The organism is Neiella holothuriorum, assembly GCF_019457915.1.
Taxonomy (GTDB): Bacteria; Pseudomonadota; Gammaproteobacteria; order Enterobacterales; family Neiellaceae; genus Neiella; species Neiella holothuriorum.
On record NZ_JAHZSS010000002.1, the window covers coordinates 184,841 to 202,881 of the forward strand.

Genomic DNA, 18,041 nt, shown 5'->3' on the forward strand with positions numbered 1-18,041 from the left:
ATGAATGCTGGCTTTATTTAAACGCTACGCTCGTTCGCACATTTTTAATGTAGTGCGAACGGCGCACCGTTTGCCGCTAGCGAGTGGTGGCAACACCCCAGCTTCAACCCCTGAGTAACCTGAGAGAATTATCATGTCCCAACAGCAGCACGTCGTTGATCTTCAGCCCGAGCAACCTACTGACGCAGAATACCTGCGGAAGATTTTGCTGGCGCCGATTTATGACCTAGCCGAAGTCACACCGCTGCAGCACATGAAAAAGCTCTCTACCCGCTTAGGTTGTGAGGTACTACTCAAACGTGAAGATTTGCAGCCGGTCCATTCGTTTAAATTGCGTGGCGCTTATAACAAGCTGCTTAGCTTAAGCGAAGAGCAAAAAGCTCGGGGCGTTGTGGCAGCGTCAGCCGGTAATCATGCTCAGGGCGTGGCGATGTCTGCTGCTAAGCTGGGAATCGATGCCACCATTGTGATGCCAACGACGACGCCCGATATTAAAGTTGATTCGGTGCGCCAATTAGGTGGCAACGTGGTCCAGTATGGTGACAACTTCGATGTTGCCAGTGCAGAGTCTCGCCGCTTGTCTGCCGAAGAAGGCATGACCCTGATCCCGCCGTTTGATGACTGTGATGTGATTGCCGGCCAAGGCACGTGTGGCATGGAAATGTTGCAGCAATCACAGCAGCTTGATGTGGTGTTTTTGCCCGTGGGCGGCGGCGGTTTGGCGGCCGGTGTTGCTGTTTATCTCAAGCAATTGCGCCCGGACATCACGCTGATTGGTGTAGAAGCTGAAGACTCCGCTTGTCTAGCCGAAGCTTGGAAGCACGGTAAGCCTTCAGATTTAGACAGCGTTGGTTTGTTTGCTGACGGCGTTGCGGTGAAACGCATTGGCGCGGAAACCTTCCGTGTTTGCTACCAACATTTAGATGACGTGATCACTGTGTCTACGGATGAGATCTGCGCTGCGATTAAAGACGTGTTTGACGACATGCGCGCCATTGCGGAGCCAGCAGGAGCATTGTCACTTGCAGGCCTGAAAAAATATGCCCAGCAACATGATGTTGCAGAGCAGCAAATGGCAGCCATTTTGAGTGGCGCCAATCTCAACTTCCATACCTTGCGTTACGTGTCTGAACGCACTGAGTTGGGCGAAGGTAAAGAAGCGGTGTTGGCCGTGACAATCCCTGAGCGCAAAGGTAGCTTCCGCCAGTTTTGCGAAACCTTATCGGGTCGAGGCATTACAGAATTTAATTATCGTTTTGCCGATAACCAAAGCGCCAACATTTTTGTTGGTGTGAAAGTCGATGATGAAGCCGCTCGGCAAACGCTTATCGCAGATCTGGACTCGCAAGGCTATGCCACCATCGACTTAACCAATAATGAATTAGCAAAGTTGCACATTCGCTACATGGTCGGCGGGCATCCTCATCGCAATGTGCCAGAAAAACTGCTCGGATTTGAGTTTCCTGAGCATCCGGGAGCATTGCTCAAGTTCCTCAATACCTTAGGCGAGCAGTGGAACATTACCCTATTTCACTATCGTAACCATGGTGCTGCCTACGGTCGCGTGTTTGCCGGCTTTGAAGTGCCCGATGCCGATGAAGCATCATTCCATCAGTTCCTCGACCAGGTAGGATATGAGTGGCACGATGAAACCGATAACCCAGCTTATCAGGCATTCTTGAAGTAGCCCTACGAGATACTTTATCGGAGCGCACTCATTGTGCGCTTTTTTATGTGGTTTACTTAAATTGGCGTGACAGATTTAAAAGGAACGTCAAATCCCCAATTTGCCCCAATCTAAAAAAGCCTGTGATATACCAAACATAAGCGTGCATAGCCAAGCGGCCATCATGAGGTAACTCATATAGGCAAATACTTTTTGACGTCGACTACTGGCATGCATGGCATTTTCGATGTGCTGGTGCAGGAGCAACTCTGCGCAATCCAGATCTTGCCCCATAAACGATAACTGATGAGGTTGAATAACAGCTTTCATTCGCTTGTAGGCATTTTGTTCCCAATAGTTTTCCAGTTGTTTCAGAGTTAATTTGGTCAGTAAAAACAGCGTGATAGCAATATTTAGGTGCAAAAAACTGGCATGGCCTAGCCAGCGAGATCGGGGGTTGAGTTGCTCAAAGCCGCTGACCAATGAGCGGTACTGGAGCTTGACATTCAAACTGAACAGCAGCACTAGCGCCATGATGCCGTAGGCAACCAGCATGCCGTGCTTCATTAACCAACTGCTGACCAAAGGCATGGGTTGGTTTTCATGTTGAAACTGACGACTGACTTCAAGTAGTAAATAGTCGGTATGGATCACCGTGATGCCCAACAAAAGGATCGCCAGAATCACTACATGGCCAAAGCGAGCCGGACTTCGTTGCATAAAACGTAGTGCTTTGAACCAGTGACGTGGTTGCAGTCCATTTTTACCAAAATCGGGGAGATTGGCGCTTAACGCGAGCATTTTTTGACGCCCAGACAGCTTGCGCCAAGGACTTTGCGTAATTTGCCCCAGCTCTGTCTCAAGTTGAGTTTCCCAGGGGCTTGGTATTGCGGTTGGCGAGTCGTCAGCTCGACTGGCCAAATGTTTGTACAGCAAGGTAAAGCGGGCATTGTCCGCAAGCCACTTCATAGCGCATCCTTATCGCCGGCGGAAGAATTAGTCTTTGGCTTTAAGTGTAGCCTCCAGTTCAGCGACTGTAGCTTCAAGTTGCTCTAATTTTTCACGGGTTTTTAATAGCACGCGGTTTTGTACGTCAAACTCTTCGCGGGTCACTAAGTCCAGCTTACTTAGCTGAGCCTGGAGTACGGTTTTGGCCTGTTGCTCCACGTCTCCGGCAAATTGTTTAACGCCTTGTGGCACGGAGTCAGCAATCTGACGAGCAATTTCTTCAAGTTTCGATGGGTTAATCATGGCAACCTCCTTTATGAGTAAGCCATTGTAACGCCTTGAAAAGCGCAACGATAGGTGTCATAAACTTTTACAAAGGTGTACCATTAGTTAACTAGCTGGATGGCTGCCTCTTGGTAACCACTTGATTCAAATAATTTTTACTGTTTTGGTTCGATTCTTGAATAGAATCCATCAGAAGTAGTAACGGAGGTAGCAGCATTATGTTACGTAAAATGAAAGGCCTATTTATCGCATTAGCGATACTTCCTAGCCTGTTCGCCACGACTGCGTTGGCAGGGTTTATTGAAGAAACCTATAGTTACAGTGACCAAGGTGGTGTAGCGTACGACTTAGGGCATGCTGGTGAGCTCGCGGATAAAACGGCATCAACCCAAATCAATGTCGATGATATTGGGATTATCACCAATGTTACGGTGAGCGTCACTTTTGCGCATGATTGGGTTGGAGATCTGATTTTCATGCTAACAGGGCCTGATAGCTCTGTTGACCCAATTATCCTTCTGTCCAGAGCTTGGGTAGACGAAGAAAATTTCCCTGACGATTGCTGTGGGCCGGGGGCTACCTCTGGCCCTGTCACTTTTGAATTTGATGATGCTGCAGGCCATGCCGCAGAAGATACGTACGGTTTTACAGGAGCGTACAGCCCAACCGAACTGCTAGAAAATTTTGACGGTAGTGCCATGACCGGAGACTGGACGCTCTCTATTACGGATGTTCTCGTAGGTGGAGATGATGTTGAGCCGATGATTGGCAAGCTCTCAGAGGGCCTTGTTTATGACTGGTCTCTTACCATCCAATATGAGCAAATTCCACTACCAAGCTCAATCTTGCTAATGGGTCTTGGCTTGCTAGCTTTACGAGTTGCTAAGCGTCGTTAATTGCAATAGATAAATTGTTGAAAAAGGCCTGATGAGGACACTCATCAGGCCTTTTTTGATCGCGGCGTTTAACTCTCGTCAGGCAGTGGCGCGAGTGGTTTATGCTCCGAGGCTAACAGCGTGTAGATCACCGGCAAGACAAACAAGGTGAATACGGTGCCGATGGTGAGGCCTGCGACAATAACCAGACCAATGCTAAACCGGCTAATTGCGCCTGCGCCAGATGCCATTAACAGCGGGATTAAACCGGCAACCATCGACAAGGTAGTCATTAAAATTGCCCGCAAACGAATACTGGCTGCTTCAATGACCGATTCGGTTCGGTTTTTACCATGCTGCAATTGCGCTTCTTTAGCGACTTCACAAATCAAAATTCCGTGTTTAGTAATGAGTCCAATTAGTGTCACTAAGCCAATTTGGGCGTAGATATTCATGGTGCTCAGGCCCCATGCCATGGCAATGAGCGCACCACATATGGCCAGTGGTACCGACACCAAAATCACCAAAGGATCGCGCAAGCTTTCGAACTGACTGGCCAACACCAAAAAGATAATGGCAAGAGCTAACAAGAACGTTTCGTAGAGAGCTGAGCCTTCTTCGACATACTGGCGAGATTCTCCCAAATAATCGTATTGATAGCCTTTAGGGAGCTGCTCGGCAGCGAGTTGGTCAAGGTAGTTGACGACATCGCCCATTGACGTACCAGGCATCGCTACACCACCAATGGTGGCGCTGTTAAGTTGGTTGAAATGCGGTAATGAGCGCGGCTGCCCTTTTACGCTAATGGTAATTAACTCGCCAAGTGGCACCGCTTGGCCATTGCTGGCGCGAACATAATAGTTGGCAGCAGATTCAGGTGTTAACCGCAGCTCGCGTGGTACTTGTGTGATCACCTCATAACCACGGCCACTGAGGTCAACACGGTTGATGTAGCCATCACTCATCATGGTTGACAGCGTCAAACCAATATCCTGCATGGTAATGCCATAGGCGCCCGCTTTATCGCGGTCAATTTGAATACGCATGGTGGCTGAATCGTAAGACAAATCCATTTCTGAATAGACGAACAAGGGGCTGACTTTTACTTGTTCGTAAATGGAGTTGGCAACTTCAAATAGGCTCTCGAAACTATTGGGGGTGGAAATGACCATTTGCACGGGCAGACCACTCGAAGCACCGGGCAATTCTGGGAATGAAAAAGCAGAAAACGCCAAACCTGCCGAATTAGTAATCATCGCTGAGGTTTTGGCAATCACTTCATGCTGAGAGTCGTCGCGTTGTGACCAAGTTTTTAGATTGAGAATGCCCATGGCCATATTGGACTGTGGCACACCTGAAAAAGCCAGCCATGAATCGACTGCGTCGAGTTGTGCAACTTGCTCTGCGGTTTCTTGCGCATGATTTTGAATGTAGTCGAGGTTGGCCGTTGCAGGCGCCTTGCCCATCATCATAAAGCCGCCCTTGTCTTCACTCGGGGCGAGTTCTGAAGGAATAAAGCGGAACATCAAAGGCAAGCTAACAAACACCAGTATGGCAAAAACGACCACTACCTGGCGATGGTTTAACACCGCGCGTAGCCAGCGGTCATAGGTGCGATTCACTGCGCCTAAAACAGATTCAACACCTTGTTCAAAACGACTCGGATTGGTATGCGGTTTGAGCAACTGGGAGCACATCATCGGCGACAGAGTGAGGGCAACCACTCCGGAAATAAACACGGAGCCTGCTAGGGTGAGCGCAAATTCTTTAAATAACGAGCCGGTAATGCCGCCCATTAGCGCAATTGGCGCATACACGGCTGCCAACGTGATGGTCATGGCAATGACCGGAAGCGCGATTTCCCGGGTACCCAGAATCGCTGCCTGATAGGGCTTTTTCCCCATTTTTATGTGCCGGTCAACATTCTCCACCACCACAATGGCGTCATCCACAACTAAGCCAATGGCGAGCACCATGGCGAGCAGTGTCATCAGGTTCATGGAAAAACCAAACACGGACATCACCATCGCAACGCCAATCAGCGAAAGTGGAATGGTGATCACCGGGATCAACACTGCACGGAAATTACCGAGGAATAACGTGATGACGACCAACACGATAATTCCGGCTTCAACAATGGTATGAATTACTTCATTAATCGACTCTTCGATGGCTAGCGTGGAGTCGTAAAGCACCTTCATATTGATGGTGTCAGGTAAGTTGTTGGCCAAGTCCGGTAGCATGATCCGTACTTGTTTGGTGATATCCAGCGGGTTGGCGGTTGGTGTCGGATCGATGGCAACCACCACCGCATTTTTACCATTGGCGATGGCCCGATAGCTGTCGCGGCTTTTCTCCAGAGATACCGTGGCAATGTCACTTAGCCGCACCACGGAGCCTTCGCGACTGGCAACGACCATTCGCTCTAATTCATCTGGGCTGGAAACCTGTGAGTTCACCTCTCCATTAAACACGTTAAATACGCCAGTGGCTTGCCCAGGCGCTGACTGGAAGTTATTGGCTTCCAACACCTGCGACACTTCGGTGGCAGTCAAGTCGAGCGCTGCCATCTTTTGTGGATCAAGCCAAACCCGTAAGGCGAATTTGATACCGCCGTATAAGTTCACTTTGGCGACGCCGGGAATAGTGAAGAGCTGAGGTTGTATGACTCGCTCAAGGTAGTCGTTGATTTGGCTGGCGTTGAGTTCGGGGCTGGTGAAGGCAATGTAAATGACCGAGGTGGACGAGCCGGTCGACATATCTACCGACGGATCTTCCGCCTCGCTGGGTAGTTGTGAGCGCACCGAATTCACTTTCGCCAGAATATCGGCCAACGCGGCATTGGGATCGGTGTTTAACTTCATTTGCGCGGTGATGGTGCTGGCGCCCAAAGACGATTGACTGGTCATAAAGTCAACGTTATCGGCTTGCGCAATGGCCTGCTCTAATGGCTGAGTGATGAACCCTTGAATTAGATCAGAGTTGGCACCCCAATAGCTGGTGCTGACGGTGACCACGGTATTGGTCATTTCAGGGTATTCACGCAATTGCATTCCGCGCAACGCTTGTAGCCCCAGCAAAACCAGCAGCAGGCTGATGGCAACTGCCAGAACTGGCCGACGAATAAAAGTATCGGTAAATCGCATGGCAGGCTCCGGTTACAAGCGTGGTAATTGCGCTGGCATTTGCAGTGCGTTGGATTCGACTAAACGCACCAGACTGCCATTGGAAAGGCGAACCTGACCAGTGACGACCACTTCATCGCCTGGTTTTAAGCCTGAGGCGATTAACGCAACATCGCCGTGACGTTCAACGACTTTCACCGTGGTTTGGCGAACCGATAATTGCTCATTACCTTGCTCATCTTGGCCACGCTGCACAACGAAGACACTCTCGCCATATAGGGTAAAGTTTATGGCGCTTTGCGGTAGCAAAATTCGCTCTGTCAGTGTTGGCAAAATAATCGCAACTCGGGCAAACATGCCAGAGCGAAGATTGCCGTGTTCATTTGGAATATCAGCCTGCACCTGAACAATACCGGATTGGTAATTGACCGGAGGTTCAATCGCAGTAATTTGCCCTTGGAAGGTCTCGTGGGAACTATCCACACCCACTTCAATGATTTGGCCTACATGAACGCGTGATAAATCAGTTTGGGCAATGGTAAAGCGAATGCGCATGGTGGAGATATCTTCGAGCCTGACAATGTCATCGCCGGACTGTAGGTATTGGCCCAAAAATACATTGCGCAAGCCAACCACGCCGTCGAAAGGCGCTTCAATGGTGCGCCGATCGATGCTGGCATTTAGCGAGGCGATTTCTGCTCTCAATGATAAGAACTCGGCCACGGCGGAGTCTTTCTCGCCTTCGGATACCGAACCTTGCTTAAACAGCTTGATCATCCGGTCTTTCTGGCGTTCAGTGGCTGGCATGCGGCCCAGGGCGGCTTCTAAATTAGCCTGTTCAACATCTAAGTCGAGCTGCACCAAGGTTTGATCTTGTTTGACTTGTTGGCCCGACTCAAAGTTGATGCTGTTAACTTTGCCGTTTTCCTCGCTGGCCAAGGTCACCCCGCGATAAGGTTCGATAAAACCAAAGGCGCTGATACGCGGCACATAATCTTGTGGTGCCACGGTCATGATGGTCACCGGAAAACTAGGCGGTGGTCGATTGGCCATATACTGGCTAATCATGTGCGCTTTAAAGAAGTTGAAGCCAATGACTGAGCCGAGTAAAACAACGACCAGCAGGAGCATCCACGCGTACCACTTTTTCATGGGAAACAATCCAACAATTGAGAACGATTTGAGTATAGGACATGCAAGTATAACGACATTACCAATTTACTATAGTTAAATCATTGTTAACGCTGGTGAAAATAAATCTACACGCAGGCCCTTCGCGGGTAGCTGTGCGTTTGAGTGTGTTGGGTTACAATGTGCGACCATTAATTGAGGTTGTTGCATGAAACTTAACCCCGCCCAGCAAAACGCGGTTGAATACATATCTGGCCCCTGCTTGGTGCTGGCTGGCGCGGGCTCGGGCAAAACCCGAGTGATCACCAATAAGATTGCTTACATGATTCAACAATGTGGCCACAAAGCTCGCCACATTGCCGCGGTGACCTTTACTAATAAAGCGGCGCGGGAAATGCGTGAGCGGATTGGCCAAACACTTGGCAAGGCCGAAGCGCGCGGCCTGATGGTGTCCACCTTCCACACCTTAGGCTTGAACATTATTCGCCGCGAACATCGAATTTTGGGCCTAAAAGAAAATTTCTCACTGTTTGATGAGCATGATGCAACAGGCTTGATCGCGGCGTTGACTGAAGATGAGTGGGATAATGACAAAGATCTGATCCGCCAGCTCATTTCGACTATTTCCAACTGGAAGAATGAAATGGTCTCGCCCAAGCTCGCTTTACAGCAAGCGCAAGGCGATCATGAGCAAACCATGGCCACCTTCTATCAGCGCTATCAAGATCAAATGACGGCATACAACGCGTTAGATTTTGATGATTTGATTTTGCTGCCGTGCCTGTTGCTCAAACAAAATGAAGAAGTACGCCAACGCTGGCAGGACAAAATTCGCTACCTGTTGGTGGATGAATATCAAGACACCAATACCGCACAATATGATTTGGTGAAGCTAATTGTCGGCGACAGCGCACGCTTTACCGTGGTGGGCGATGATGACCAATCCATTTACTCGTGGCGTGGTGCGCGACCACAAAACTTAGAGCTACTGAAAAAAGATTTTCCAGGGCTGCGGTTAATTAAGCTGGAGCAAAATTACCGATCCAGCAGCCGTATTTTGAAAGCGGCCAATATCCTGATTGAAAACAACCCGCACGTTTTTGAAAAACGCCTGTTCAGTGAATTGGGCTATGGCGTGCCACTCAAAGTGCTGTTTGCCACGGATGAAGAGCACGAAGCCGATCGGGTGATCTCCGAATTAATGGCTCACAAGTTTCTTAACAAAACGTCCTATCGCGATTACGCCTTACTGTATCGCGGCAATCACCAATCGCGGGTGTTTGAAGGCGCGTTAATGCGTAATCGGGTGCCTTACAAAATCTCTGGCGGCACCTCGTTTTTTTCCCGCGCTGAAATTAAAGACATGATGGCTTACCTCAAGCTGCTGGTGAATCCTAACGACGACAATTCATTTCTGCGTATTGTGAATGTGCCCAAGCGCGGCATTGGCCCTACCTCGCTGCAAAAACTCGGGCTGTTCGCCAACGAAAAACAAATCAGCTTGTTTGATGCTGCCTGCGATGATCATTTGATGAGTGTAATTGGGGGCAAACCCGGCGCTGAAATTCACAAGTTTGCGCGTTGGATGGTGGAATTGAGCGACAACGTTGAGCGTTCTGAGACGACTGATGTGGTTCGTGAGCTTGTGCGTGGCATTGGTTACGAAGACTGGCTGTATGAAACATCCGCCAGCGCCAAAGCCGCTGAAATGCGTATGAAGAACGTATCAGAGCTGTACCGCTGGATCACCGAAATGCTCGAGGGAGATGAGCTGGAAGAGCCGATGACGTTGACCGAGGTGGTGAACCGCTTAATGTTGCGCGACATGATGGAGCGCAATGAGTCAGAAGATGGCGCCGACCAAGTCCAGTTGATGACCTTGCATGCCTCGAAGGGGTTGGAGTTTCCGTTTGTGTTCATGGTTGGTATGGAAGAAGGCTTACTGCCCCACCAAACGAGTGTGGATGAAGACAACATCGAAGAAGAGCGTCGTCTGGCTTATGTGGGTATTACACGTGCTCAACAAGCATTAACCTTTACGTTGTGTAAGTCGCGTCGCCAGTATGGCGAAACCATCAAGCCGGAACCCAGCCGATTTTTGCTGGAATTACCGCAAGACGACATGGAATGGGAAGCGCGCAAAGTAGCCTCTGCACAACAGCGCCAACAAGCTGGTCGTGCGAATATTGCTAACCTGAAAGCGATGCTAGCTGATAAATCTTAACCACTCCGGTTGATTTACAGATACAAAAAACGCCGGATAGAACCGGCGTTTTTTATGCTCGCGACGAATTTATTTGCTCATAAATTCAATGGCAGCACGAATTTCTTCTTCGGAAGCCATCGCACTTTGCGGTGGCATGGCATTGAGGCCATTCATAGCGCTACTGACCAAGGCATCAAGGCCTTTCTCTAAACGTGGCGCCCACTCATCGGCGTTACCCTTCACTGGCGCACCTGGAATGGCTCCGCTGTGACAAGCAATACAAACGGCGTTATAGACTTGATCGCCTGAGCGAGGGCCCGCTGGTGCGGTATTAACAGGCTCATCACCGGCCAAGTAGACATCGCCCACTGGCTTGATACGTTCAACGATTTGCGCTTCTTTATCTGTCGCGGCTATCGCGGCAGCTGACACAGACAGGCTTAATGCAGCCAGTAGCCAGGTTGTTTTCATGGGAGCATCCCCTCGGGCTTATTACTATTATTGTAGTGAACAGAAAAGGGATTATATCGGGATATTTTGTCACCACCAACCAATGATGGCGCGTTTTTTGTTGTATGTGATTTAACCAATCAATCAACAACTGAAATTTTTTTTAAAATAGGGCTAGACCTACCCAGTCTCGCTGTGTAATATACGCCTCCGCTGACAGCCAGTGAGCGCCCGTAGCTCAGCTGGATAGAGCGTTGCCCTCCGGAGGCAAAGGTCAGAGGTTCGAATCCTCTCGGGCGCGCCAGCCCGACACAGTGACTGTATCGGAAGGCAAAGCATGCTACGGTGGCTGTAGCTCAGTTGGTAGAGCCCCGGATTGTGATTCCGGTGGTCGTGGGTTCGATCCCCATCAGCCACCCCATTCTTTTGAATGGATGAGAAGTGTCAGCAACAACATGTCGGTGAATAGCGCAGTTTGGTAGCGCATCTGGTTTGGGACCAGAGGGTCGGGGGTTCGAATCCCTCTTCACCGACCACCATTCTAAAACCCCGCTCGTAAGAGCGGGGTTTTTTCGTTTTAGCGTGTTAACAACATCGAATGTTGCTGGTGAAGCGTGTTCTATCGTGACAACTTCAACGGCAACGAAATCTGTACCTGCATGCCTTGCCCTAGCTCACTGGTAATGTTGAGCGTGCCGCCGAGCGAACTTCTCACTAAGTTGCTAACAATACTTAAACCAAGCCCTGTTCCCCCTTTGCCGCGCGCAGTAGTGAAAAATGGCTCACAGACCTGATTGATAATATCGGGGTTTAAGCCAATGCCTCGGTCACTGACACATAGATACAGCGTATCTGCTTCGGTGTAAGCGCGAAGCTGGGCTACTTTGCCAGCAAATGATTGGCTCTTAGGGTAAGCATGCATGGCGATATTGCTTAGCAGGTTTGTTAATACTTGGGCCAGTTGCCCTGGGTAGGTTTCTAATTCAATTGGTGTCTCTGGAACCTGACAGGTTACCTCGATGTCATGACTGGTCATCAACGGCGTGAGACTACCAACAACCGTTGCGATCCAACTGGCTAAGTCAATATTGCCGCTTTGGTTGGAGTGCTGCTCGGCTGATACTTGTTTAAAATTTTGCACCAAATCAGCCGCGCGCTGCATATTAAATTGCAATGACTGCTGTGCCGTTTGAATGTCATCGATCAGCCGGTTGAGCTGTGCGCGCGTCAGCGTTTGCTCATTAACCACCGAAGTTAATTCAAGCACCTTTTGCTCAATGGTTGAGCCACTCAGTAATGCAATCCCCAAGGGTGAGTTGATTTCATGGGCCACGCCAGCCACCAGTCGACCAAGGGAAGCGAGCTTTTCATGTTCGATGATTTGTTGTTGGCTGTTACGAAGTTCATCCAAGGTGGCTGATAGCTCAGCGGTACGCTGGGCAACTTTATGTTCCAAGTTTTGATTGAGTGCGCGTAATTGGGCTTCCGACTCATTACGTTCAATTTCAGCTGCAATGCGGCCAGAAAACAAACTGAACAATGACGTGATTGCCGAGGTTTCACTGATTGCGTGTTCAAACAAGGCCACCACCAAACCCATAACGTTGCCAGACGAGTCATGCAGTGGCGCGCCCACATACCCTTCAATACCCATATCGATGAGCAATTGATCTTGCGGAAAAAGCCGGCAGATGCTGTTTTGGTACACACAAACGTTGTCATTAGAAACATCGGCGCAAGGTGTGCCGTTGAGCGCGTATTCGAAGTTATCAGCCAGTTTGCCCTTGGCAACAAGGCTAATGGTCTTAGATGCGGTGTGTTGCTCGTTTAAGCGAGCAATAAACGTATAGTCTGCCCCAATAATTTGATGGAGCTGCAATGTTAGCCGATTAAAAAAAGCTTCACCGTAACTCGATTGAAGCTTTTTAATGATGTCCGATATGTCTTGGCTGAGCATTACACCGTTAATTGCGTTGTTCTGAGCGCAGTAAACGCTCCAGAATTAGGACGACGTTTTGCGAGAAAAGTGCGAGTAAGCGTTCGCCTTCAGGCTCAACTGTGTCACTGGTTTGAATGACAAATACCGATTCGGTGCCTTGCGCTGAGCGATGATAGTAGGCGTGCACCGGAGGTTGAAAAATGCTTTGTTTCGATTTCAGCGATTGTTGTGCCAATTCTTGGGTTGAGTTTGATTCTGTAGTGCCATTATCAACTTTAATATTCCATCGAGGCGTTTGCTGTTGATGGCCGAGGCTGACAATCTCAGCTGGCTGGATCACTAAGTCGCTACGGTAGGCATTAAGTACCGCACCAACTTGCTCCATTAATGACTGGGTGAATGTTGAGAAATCATCGAGCTCATTAAATTGCGCAATGGAGCGGATCACGGCCTCTAGGCCATATTGATAGCGTTGCATGCGAACTAAATCGCGATAAGCCCGCAGTGTGGTGTAAAAGGTTTGGGTGAGTGATTCGTGAGTCAATTCGGTTTTAGCGCGATAACCGTCAATGTCATAATGGCTGATCACTTCATGCTCTGGCGCCATACCCGGCTGGCCGGTTCTTAGCACGACGCGGGTGTAATGGTTTCGGAGTTGATCACGCAGGTATTCGACGGTGCGTAGGCCGGCATCGTCAGATTCCATCACCACATCGAGTAGCACCAACGCAATATCATCGTGCTGCTCAAAAAGTTCGCGGGCCGATTGACCGTCATAAGCATTAATAAACGTTAACGGACGATTTTCGAATTCAAAATCGCGCAAGGCAAGCTCGGTAATTTTGTGTACTTCTGGCTCATCATCAACGATCACGATCTTCCATGGCTCGCGTTCTACTCGTTGTTCACACTTTGGTTCTTCATCCAATAACCAATCCATAGACATCCTCAAGTTGAATCAGAATATTCACACCTACTATAGATTAAGGGTAGATTGATACCGTGTGATTCGCGCCATAGATTTTGGCTCGAAACGGGTGTTTGATTCGATTTTTGAGAGCTTAGTCAGCACTTATCTTGGTGTAGAATTAGCAAGTTATTGAATAAGGCGATGGATTTAACCATGAATAAAGCGTTGCAAAAGTATGATGCCATTATTTTTGATATGGATGGCACCTTGGTCGATTCCATGCCAAGCCACATGGAGGCTTGGCGGCGGACAGCTAAGCTTTACCAATTTCCGTTCGATGCAGAATGGCAGATGTCGTTAGGCGGTGTGCCTACGGTAAAAATTGCTGCTCATGTGAACCAGCGCTACGGCCTACAGTTAGACTGTGAAGAAGTAGCTGAAACTAAGCGCCAACAATGGACTGAGCTAGAGCAGCCGCCAGTACTCATCAATGATGTTTATCAAGTGCTATTAACCAGTTTGACTGATAAAAAAATCGCGGTGGGAACGGGCTCTATTCGCGCCCATGCGGAAGACGTGTTGACCCAAGTTGGCGTTCTCGACAAGCTTCTGGCGCTGGTGACGGCATCGGACGTGACGTTCGGCAAACCTCACCCTGAAACCTTCTTAGCCGCCGCGCAACAGATGCAGGTAACGCCTGCGCGCTGTGTTGTATTCGAAGATACAGATATTGGTGAACAAGCAGCTTTGGCAGCTGGCATGGACTGTATTCGAGTCGATCTTGGAAAGATCCGCTGGCCCGAGTGATTTGATTGACGGTGAATGACAAAACAAAAAAGCGCCTTGCGGCGCTTTTTTATTAGATTCAGAAAGCTAGGTTTACCAGAACTTGTAAGTAACACCAGCGAATATGAGCGATTCCATGTCATCGTCCATCATTGGGCTGTCTTCCAAATCTGAGTCAAGCATTGACACACGGCCACCGCCTAACACTTTCCACTTATTGTTAATTTGGTAAGTGGCTATTAACTCTGCGCCATATTTCATTGAGCTACCAGGCGCGTAGGATGATAAGCCTGATTCGTCTGGAGATACGCCGTAGTAGTAATCGGCATAATCGCTGCTCATCCACTTAACGAAACCGCGTGGCAGAATGGTGAATTTTTCCGAGATGTGGAATGGGTAGCCATAGCTAACACGAGCAATGGTGCCTTCGCTTTCCTCTGAAATGTCACCGGCAACTTTAGCATCGACAATACCCCACTTGGCCATGTAACGATAACGAACACCGGCCATAACGCTGCGGTCGCGGTCTTTCAAACCATCAATGTCACTGTTGCCCGCATCGAATTCTTCAGCGCCCATGGAAACAAAAACGCTCAGGCGGCTTTGACGGTTTTCGATAACTTTGTAACCACCTTCAACGCCTTCAAAGTAGAAGTTCTTCGAGTTAAAAAATATTAACGGAATAGCAGTGCTTTCATCATCGTATTGAGCATAAGCTGAGCTAGTTGAACCAAAGCCTAAACCAACAGCCAGTGTGCTTTCTTTGTGTTTTGTTGGAACTGCATCTGGGCTAGCAGAGATTGTTGCTGCGTTTGCTGTAGTGTGTAAGAGCGCCGCGCCAATGAGGGCAGCAATAGTTTTTTTATACATGGTGTACCTATCCTTGCAACATTTATAGGAAGTCCAAAGAATCCAGAGGGATCGAGACCTAGCTATAAAATAGGTGGAGTTTATGACACTTGCCAGATCCCTAAGCAATTTAATTGGTTAGCGTGCAAAAGATGGTTAATAAACAAGCGATTGAATGAGTTTCTAATATTGTCTGGTCATACCAGTCTGATGGTTTATTGACCGAAAACAAATCAGCAGCGGACGGAAGCTGTTAGTTTAGAGTTAATGCTCAATTTGATTTGTTCGGAGGCTAAGTGATGAAAGCTTCAACATTTGACCGCTATGTCGACCAATTTGGTTTGTCCACCATCGAGCGCCAGCACCGGCGGGGCTTTCGCCAATTCGTGGTGCTTTGGGGCGCAGTGTTTGTTGTTATGGCCATGGTGACGTCGAGCAACTGGATGCTGGGCTTTAATTCCGTCGCTTGGCTGTCACTCAACCTATTGGTGGTCGTCGCGTTTAGCGGATGTGCTTATCAGCGCTATCAGCTCCACCGCCATATTGCACGCTATCGAACAGAGCAAAAAACCTGCTCTCTTTAATTTCAGCCAGAAGAATTTGTCATTCATTGGCGAACAAAAAAATCCCGCTAAAAGCGGGTTTTTTTATTGGCTGTTGGAAACGCTAGCCTTCGACCCAACCGAGAACGTCTTTGATCACCGACCAACGCGATTCCTGAGGCGTGGCGCCATGACCCTGGATCCAATAATCATATTGCTGATCGATAAAACCGTAGGCTTTTACCATGTCGAGCCAATTATTGACGTAGTTCAGCAAATCTTGATTCCGCCGCGCTACCGCAAAGGCTACGGGGAATGAAAACAACCGCCCCGTACTTTGATCCTTGAGCAGTGCAACGCCATAGTCTGGATAGAACAAGCTCCAGGCGTAACCGGCTTCGGCACTCGTCAATAACGCATCATAATCATGAGGTTTATCTGGTGAGAAAAAGCTCTCGTAGTGCACTAACTCGTCGAACGATAAATTTGGGAATCGTTTGGTGGCGCGATTAATCATCGCCTCATGCTGCACAAATGCGATATTTAAGCTGGCTTTTCTTAGCACGCTAACATCACTGTATTGCTTAACCATATGATCGGGCACGACCAAGGCTAAATTCAACTTCATGACTTGTCGGGTGAATGCGACATGCTTCATCAGCTCTGCATCCACTTCCACACCCGACATAGCAATATCGAAATAACCGCGCTCTAAGTCATCGGCCATGTGTTCGTTCATATAAGGCACAAATTCGACATCTACGCCAAGATCCGCGGCAAGCCGATAAGCAAGCGCAATGTCCAGCCCGACAAGCTTGTTCTCACTGTTGAAATAAGTGAAAGGTACATTGCCTCGTTGGTAGCCAATACGCAGTACGCCGCGCGCGAGCACATCATCCACCGTTGAGACGTTGGGGTTTGCTGTCCGTTGCCAACTGGATGTTTCATGGGTTTGATCGGTCAGTGTATTCTCAATTCGCATGCCGGCAATTAGGCTCGATGTGTTTTTATCTTCGTCGATTAACTGCTCTAGCATGATCCGAGTGCCGGCCAAGACCAGCACTGAAGCGACAACTGACAAAGCGACAAATTTAAGGGCGGCAACTTTCGGGCGCTTGATGCCATACACCACGATGACGGCGGAGAGGAGGGTGACGGCCATCAGGTTCATCACAGCCACTAACGAATTAAAGCGGCCGGTGATAAATGAAGACACCACAAACAACTGGTTGAGATCGGCAGGTAAAAACACGCTTTCGAGCAAGAATGGCACGGCCACATACACACTACCGAACAAGCTGAGTAAGCCACTAATGCCCACCATGGGATAGCTGGCAAGATCCACGGGTTTGCCAATAAACCAGCCCGCAAAGAAGATGAATAAAATGATAGTGAGCTTGCCAAGGTTCGGGAAAGTGAAAGCAATGGGCAACACCACATCAACTAGCCGGTTGGCGTCTTCTGAATCGTATTTGTACTTTTCGAGCAGGCGCTTACTTTCTTCTTGGATCACCGGTAAACAAATGAATATGTTTCCGGTGGAAAAAGCGGTTACTAAGGCGCCCCAAGACATGGTCAATACATCGCGATACTTAAAGGGCGTGAAACTGGTCAGCATCAATGGCAGCACCACAAACGCCAGCAGTATACACAGCACAAAATAGCTGATCATGAAGACTTGCAGACTTTCGAGTTCTTCAATACTCATCGTGCCTGCGGCATTGGCCGACATGGCAAATACGCCAATGGGCAGAATCTTAACTACCGACTGGGTGATTTTTGACAACCCTTCTGCCGCGGTACTGGCCAAGTCGATGATGCTATTTTTATTTTTGACTGAAATCAGCGCTACACCTAGCGCAATACTAAATAACACCAAGGCAGGCACTGCGCCGTTGGCCATCGATTCAAATGGGTTGGCGGGAATATATAGTTTTAGGTAGTCAATTTCGGCTTTTGGCTGGACTTCGCTGGTACTGAAAAAGCTGGCGGATTCGAGTGAAGGAAAAGTAATTGGGGTGACCAGCACAACAATTAAGCCAATGCCCCAAATCGCCGCCATGATACTGCCGGCTTTGATGAAGATTGACTTGGCATCCTCTGCGTTCAATTTACCAATGCCACTGATCAGGCTGACCAGGATATAAGGGTAAATCGTCATTTGCATCAGCATGATGACGGCATTGCCAACAACGCCTGTCCACGCCACCATTTCACCAAAGAAGATACCGGTGATGATGCCCAGCACCATGGCTATAATCATGGTTGCAGCAAGGGATGGCCGCCAACCTTTCTTTTTTTCCGTCATTGAATCCTCCTAATTCAGCCC

General features: G+C 48.8%; 14 protein-coding genes and 3 tRNA genes. 8 read left to right on the forward strand and 9 right to left on the reverse strand.

Annotated features, from left to right (window positions below):
• Positions 1 to 133 precede the first annotated feature (133 nt).
• A complete protein-coding gene (gene ilvA, locus K0504_RS02620; protein ID WP_220102597.1) occupies positions 134 to 1,687 on the forward strand; it encodes a threonine ammonia-lyase, biosynthetic in 1,554 nt (517 codons plus the stop codon).
• An 87-nt stretch (positions 1,688 to 1,774) separates the two neighbouring features.
• On the opposite strand, the gene K0504_RS02625 is transcribed toward ilvA, so the two are convergent.
• Positions 1,775 to 2,635, reverse strand: a complete 861-nt coding sequence (locus tag K0504_RS02625; RefSeq protein ID WP_220102598.1) for a hypothetical protein — start codon at positions 2,633 to 2,635, stop codon at positions 1,775 to 1,777.
• Between the two features lie 27 nt (positions 2,636 to 2,662).
• Complete coding sequence (ubiK, locus tag K0504_RS02630) at positions 2,663 to 2,917, reverse strand: ubiquinone biosynthesis accessory factor UbiK (RefSeq protein WP_220102599.1); 255 nt, start codon at positions 2,915 to 2,917, stop codon at positions 2,663 to 2,665.
• 200 nt (positions 2,918 to 3,117) lie between these two features.
• On the opposite strand from ubiK, the gene K0504_RS02635 reads away from it, so the two are divergent.
• Positions 3,118 to 3,795: a PEP-CTERM sorting domain-containing protein gene (locus K0504_RS02635; protein ID WP_220102600.1), complete on the forward strand. Its 678-nt coding sequence runs from the start codon at positions 3,118 to 3,120 to the stop codon at positions 3,793 to 3,795.
• 68 nt (positions 3,796 to 3,863) lie between these two features.
• On the opposite strand, the gene K0504_RS02640 is transcribed toward K0504_RS02635, so the two are convergent.
• Positions 3,864 to 6,920 (reverse strand): multidrug efflux RND transporter permease subunit, encoded by a 3,057-nt coding sequence (locus K0504_RS02640; RefSeq protein ID WP_220102601.1) that lies wholly within the window; start codon positions 6,918 to 6,920, stop codon positions 3,864 to 3,866.
• A 12-nt stretch (positions 6,921 to 6,932) separates the two neighbouring features.
• Entirely contained in the window at positions 6,933 to 8,051 is a 1,119-nt protein-coding gene (locus K0504_RS02645) for an efflux RND transporter periplasmic adaptor subunit (RefSeq protein ID WP_220102602.1), read from the reverse strand.
• Between the two features lie 187 nt (positions 8,052 to 8,238).
• Here K0504_RS02645 and rep point away from each other — a divergent pair, with 187 nt between their 5' ends.
• Entirely contained in the window at positions 8,239 to 10,254 is a 2,016-nt protein-coding gene (gene rep / locus K0504_RS02650; RefSeq protein ID WP_220102603.1) for a DNA helicase Rep, read from the forward strand.
• A 69-nt stretch (positions 10,255 to 10,323) separates the two neighbouring features.
• On the opposite strand, the gene K0504_RS02655 is transcribed toward rep, so the two are convergent.
• The gene (locus tag K0504_RS02655) at positions 10,324 to 10,707 is read right to left on the reverse strand and encodes a c-type cytochrome (RefSeq protein WP_220102604.1); all 384 of its coding nucleotides are present in this window, start codon (positions 10,705 to 10,707) and stop codon (positions 10,324 to 10,326) included.
• 206 nt (positions 10,708 to 10,913) lie between these two features.
• On the opposite strand from K0504_RS02655, the gene K0504_RS02660 reads away from it, so the two are divergent.
• The 3 genes from K0504_RS02660 to K0504_RS02670 all read left to right on the forward strand — a co-directional run bounded on the left by K0504_RS02660 (position 10,914) and on the right by K0504_RS02670 (position 11,222).
• A tRNA-Arg gene (locus tag K0504_RS02660) sits at positions 10,914 to 10,990 on the forward strand.
• 41 nt (positions 10,991 to 11,031) lie between these two features.
• A tRNA-His gene (locus tag K0504_RS02665) sits at positions 11,032 to 11,107 on the forward strand.
• A gap of 38 nt (positions 11,108 to 11,145) precedes the next feature.
• A tRNA-Pro gene (locus K0504_RS02670) sits at positions 11,146 to 11,222 on the forward strand.
• Positions 11,223 to 11,305: 83 nt separating this feature from the next.
• Here K0504_RS02670 and K0504_RS02675 read toward each other — a convergent pair.
• Together K0504_RS02675 and K0504_RS02680 are read right to left on the reverse strand one after the other, a co-directional pair.
• On the reverse strand, positions 11,306 to 12,643 hold the full coding sequence (locus K0504_RS02675; RefSeq protein ID WP_220102605.1) for a sensor histidine kinase: 1,338 nt from the start codon (positions 12,641 to 12,643) through the stop codon (positions 11,306 to 11,308).
• A gap of 7 nt (positions 12,644 to 12,650) precedes the next feature.
• The gene (locus K0504_RS02680; RefSeq protein ID WP_220102606.1) at positions 12,651 to 13,565 is read right to left on the reverse strand and encodes a DUF3369 domain-containing protein; all 915 of its coding nucleotides are present in this window, start codon (positions 13,563 to 13,565) and stop codon (positions 12,651 to 12,653) included.
• A gap of 183 nt (positions 13,566 to 13,748) precedes the next feature.
• Here K0504_RS02680 and K0504_RS02685 point away from each other — a divergent pair, with 183 nt between their 5' ends.
• Complete coding sequence (locus K0504_RS02685; RefSeq protein ID WP_220102607.1) at positions 13,749 to 14,342, forward strand: beta-phosphoglucomutase family hydrolase; 594 nt, start codon at positions 13,749 to 13,751, stop codon at positions 14,340 to 14,342.
• Between the two features lie 72 nt (positions 14,343 to 14,414).
• Here the strand turns inward: K0504_RS02685 and K0504_RS02690 are convergent, their stop codons facing one another.
• Positions 14,415 to 15,191 carry a MipA/OmpV family protein gene (locus tag K0504_RS02690; RefSeq protein ID WP_220102608.1) on the reverse strand — a complete coding sequence of 259 codons (777 nt, stop codon included), beginning with the start codon at positions 15,189 to 15,191 and terminating at the stop codon, positions 14,415 to 14,417.
• Between the two features lie 278 nt (positions 15,192 to 15,469).
• On the opposite strand from K0504_RS02690, the gene K0504_RS02695 reads away from it, so the two are divergent.
• Positions 15,470 to 15,754, forward strand: a complete 285-nt coding sequence (locus K0504_RS02695) for a hypothetical protein (RefSeq protein WP_220102609.1) — start codon at positions 15,470 to 15,472, stop codon at positions 15,752 to 15,754.
• An 82-nt stretch (positions 15,755 to 15,836) separates the two neighbouring features.
• On the opposite strand, the gene K0504_RS02700 is transcribed toward K0504_RS02695, so the two are convergent.
• Positions 15,837 to 18,020, reverse strand: coding sequence for a cation:dicarboxylate symporter family transporter (locus tag K0504_RS02700; RefSeq protein WP_220102610.1), 2,184 nt, complete (start codon positions 18,018 to 18,020; stop codon positions 15,837 to 15,839).
• Positions 18,021 to 18,041: the final 21 nt, after the last annotated feature.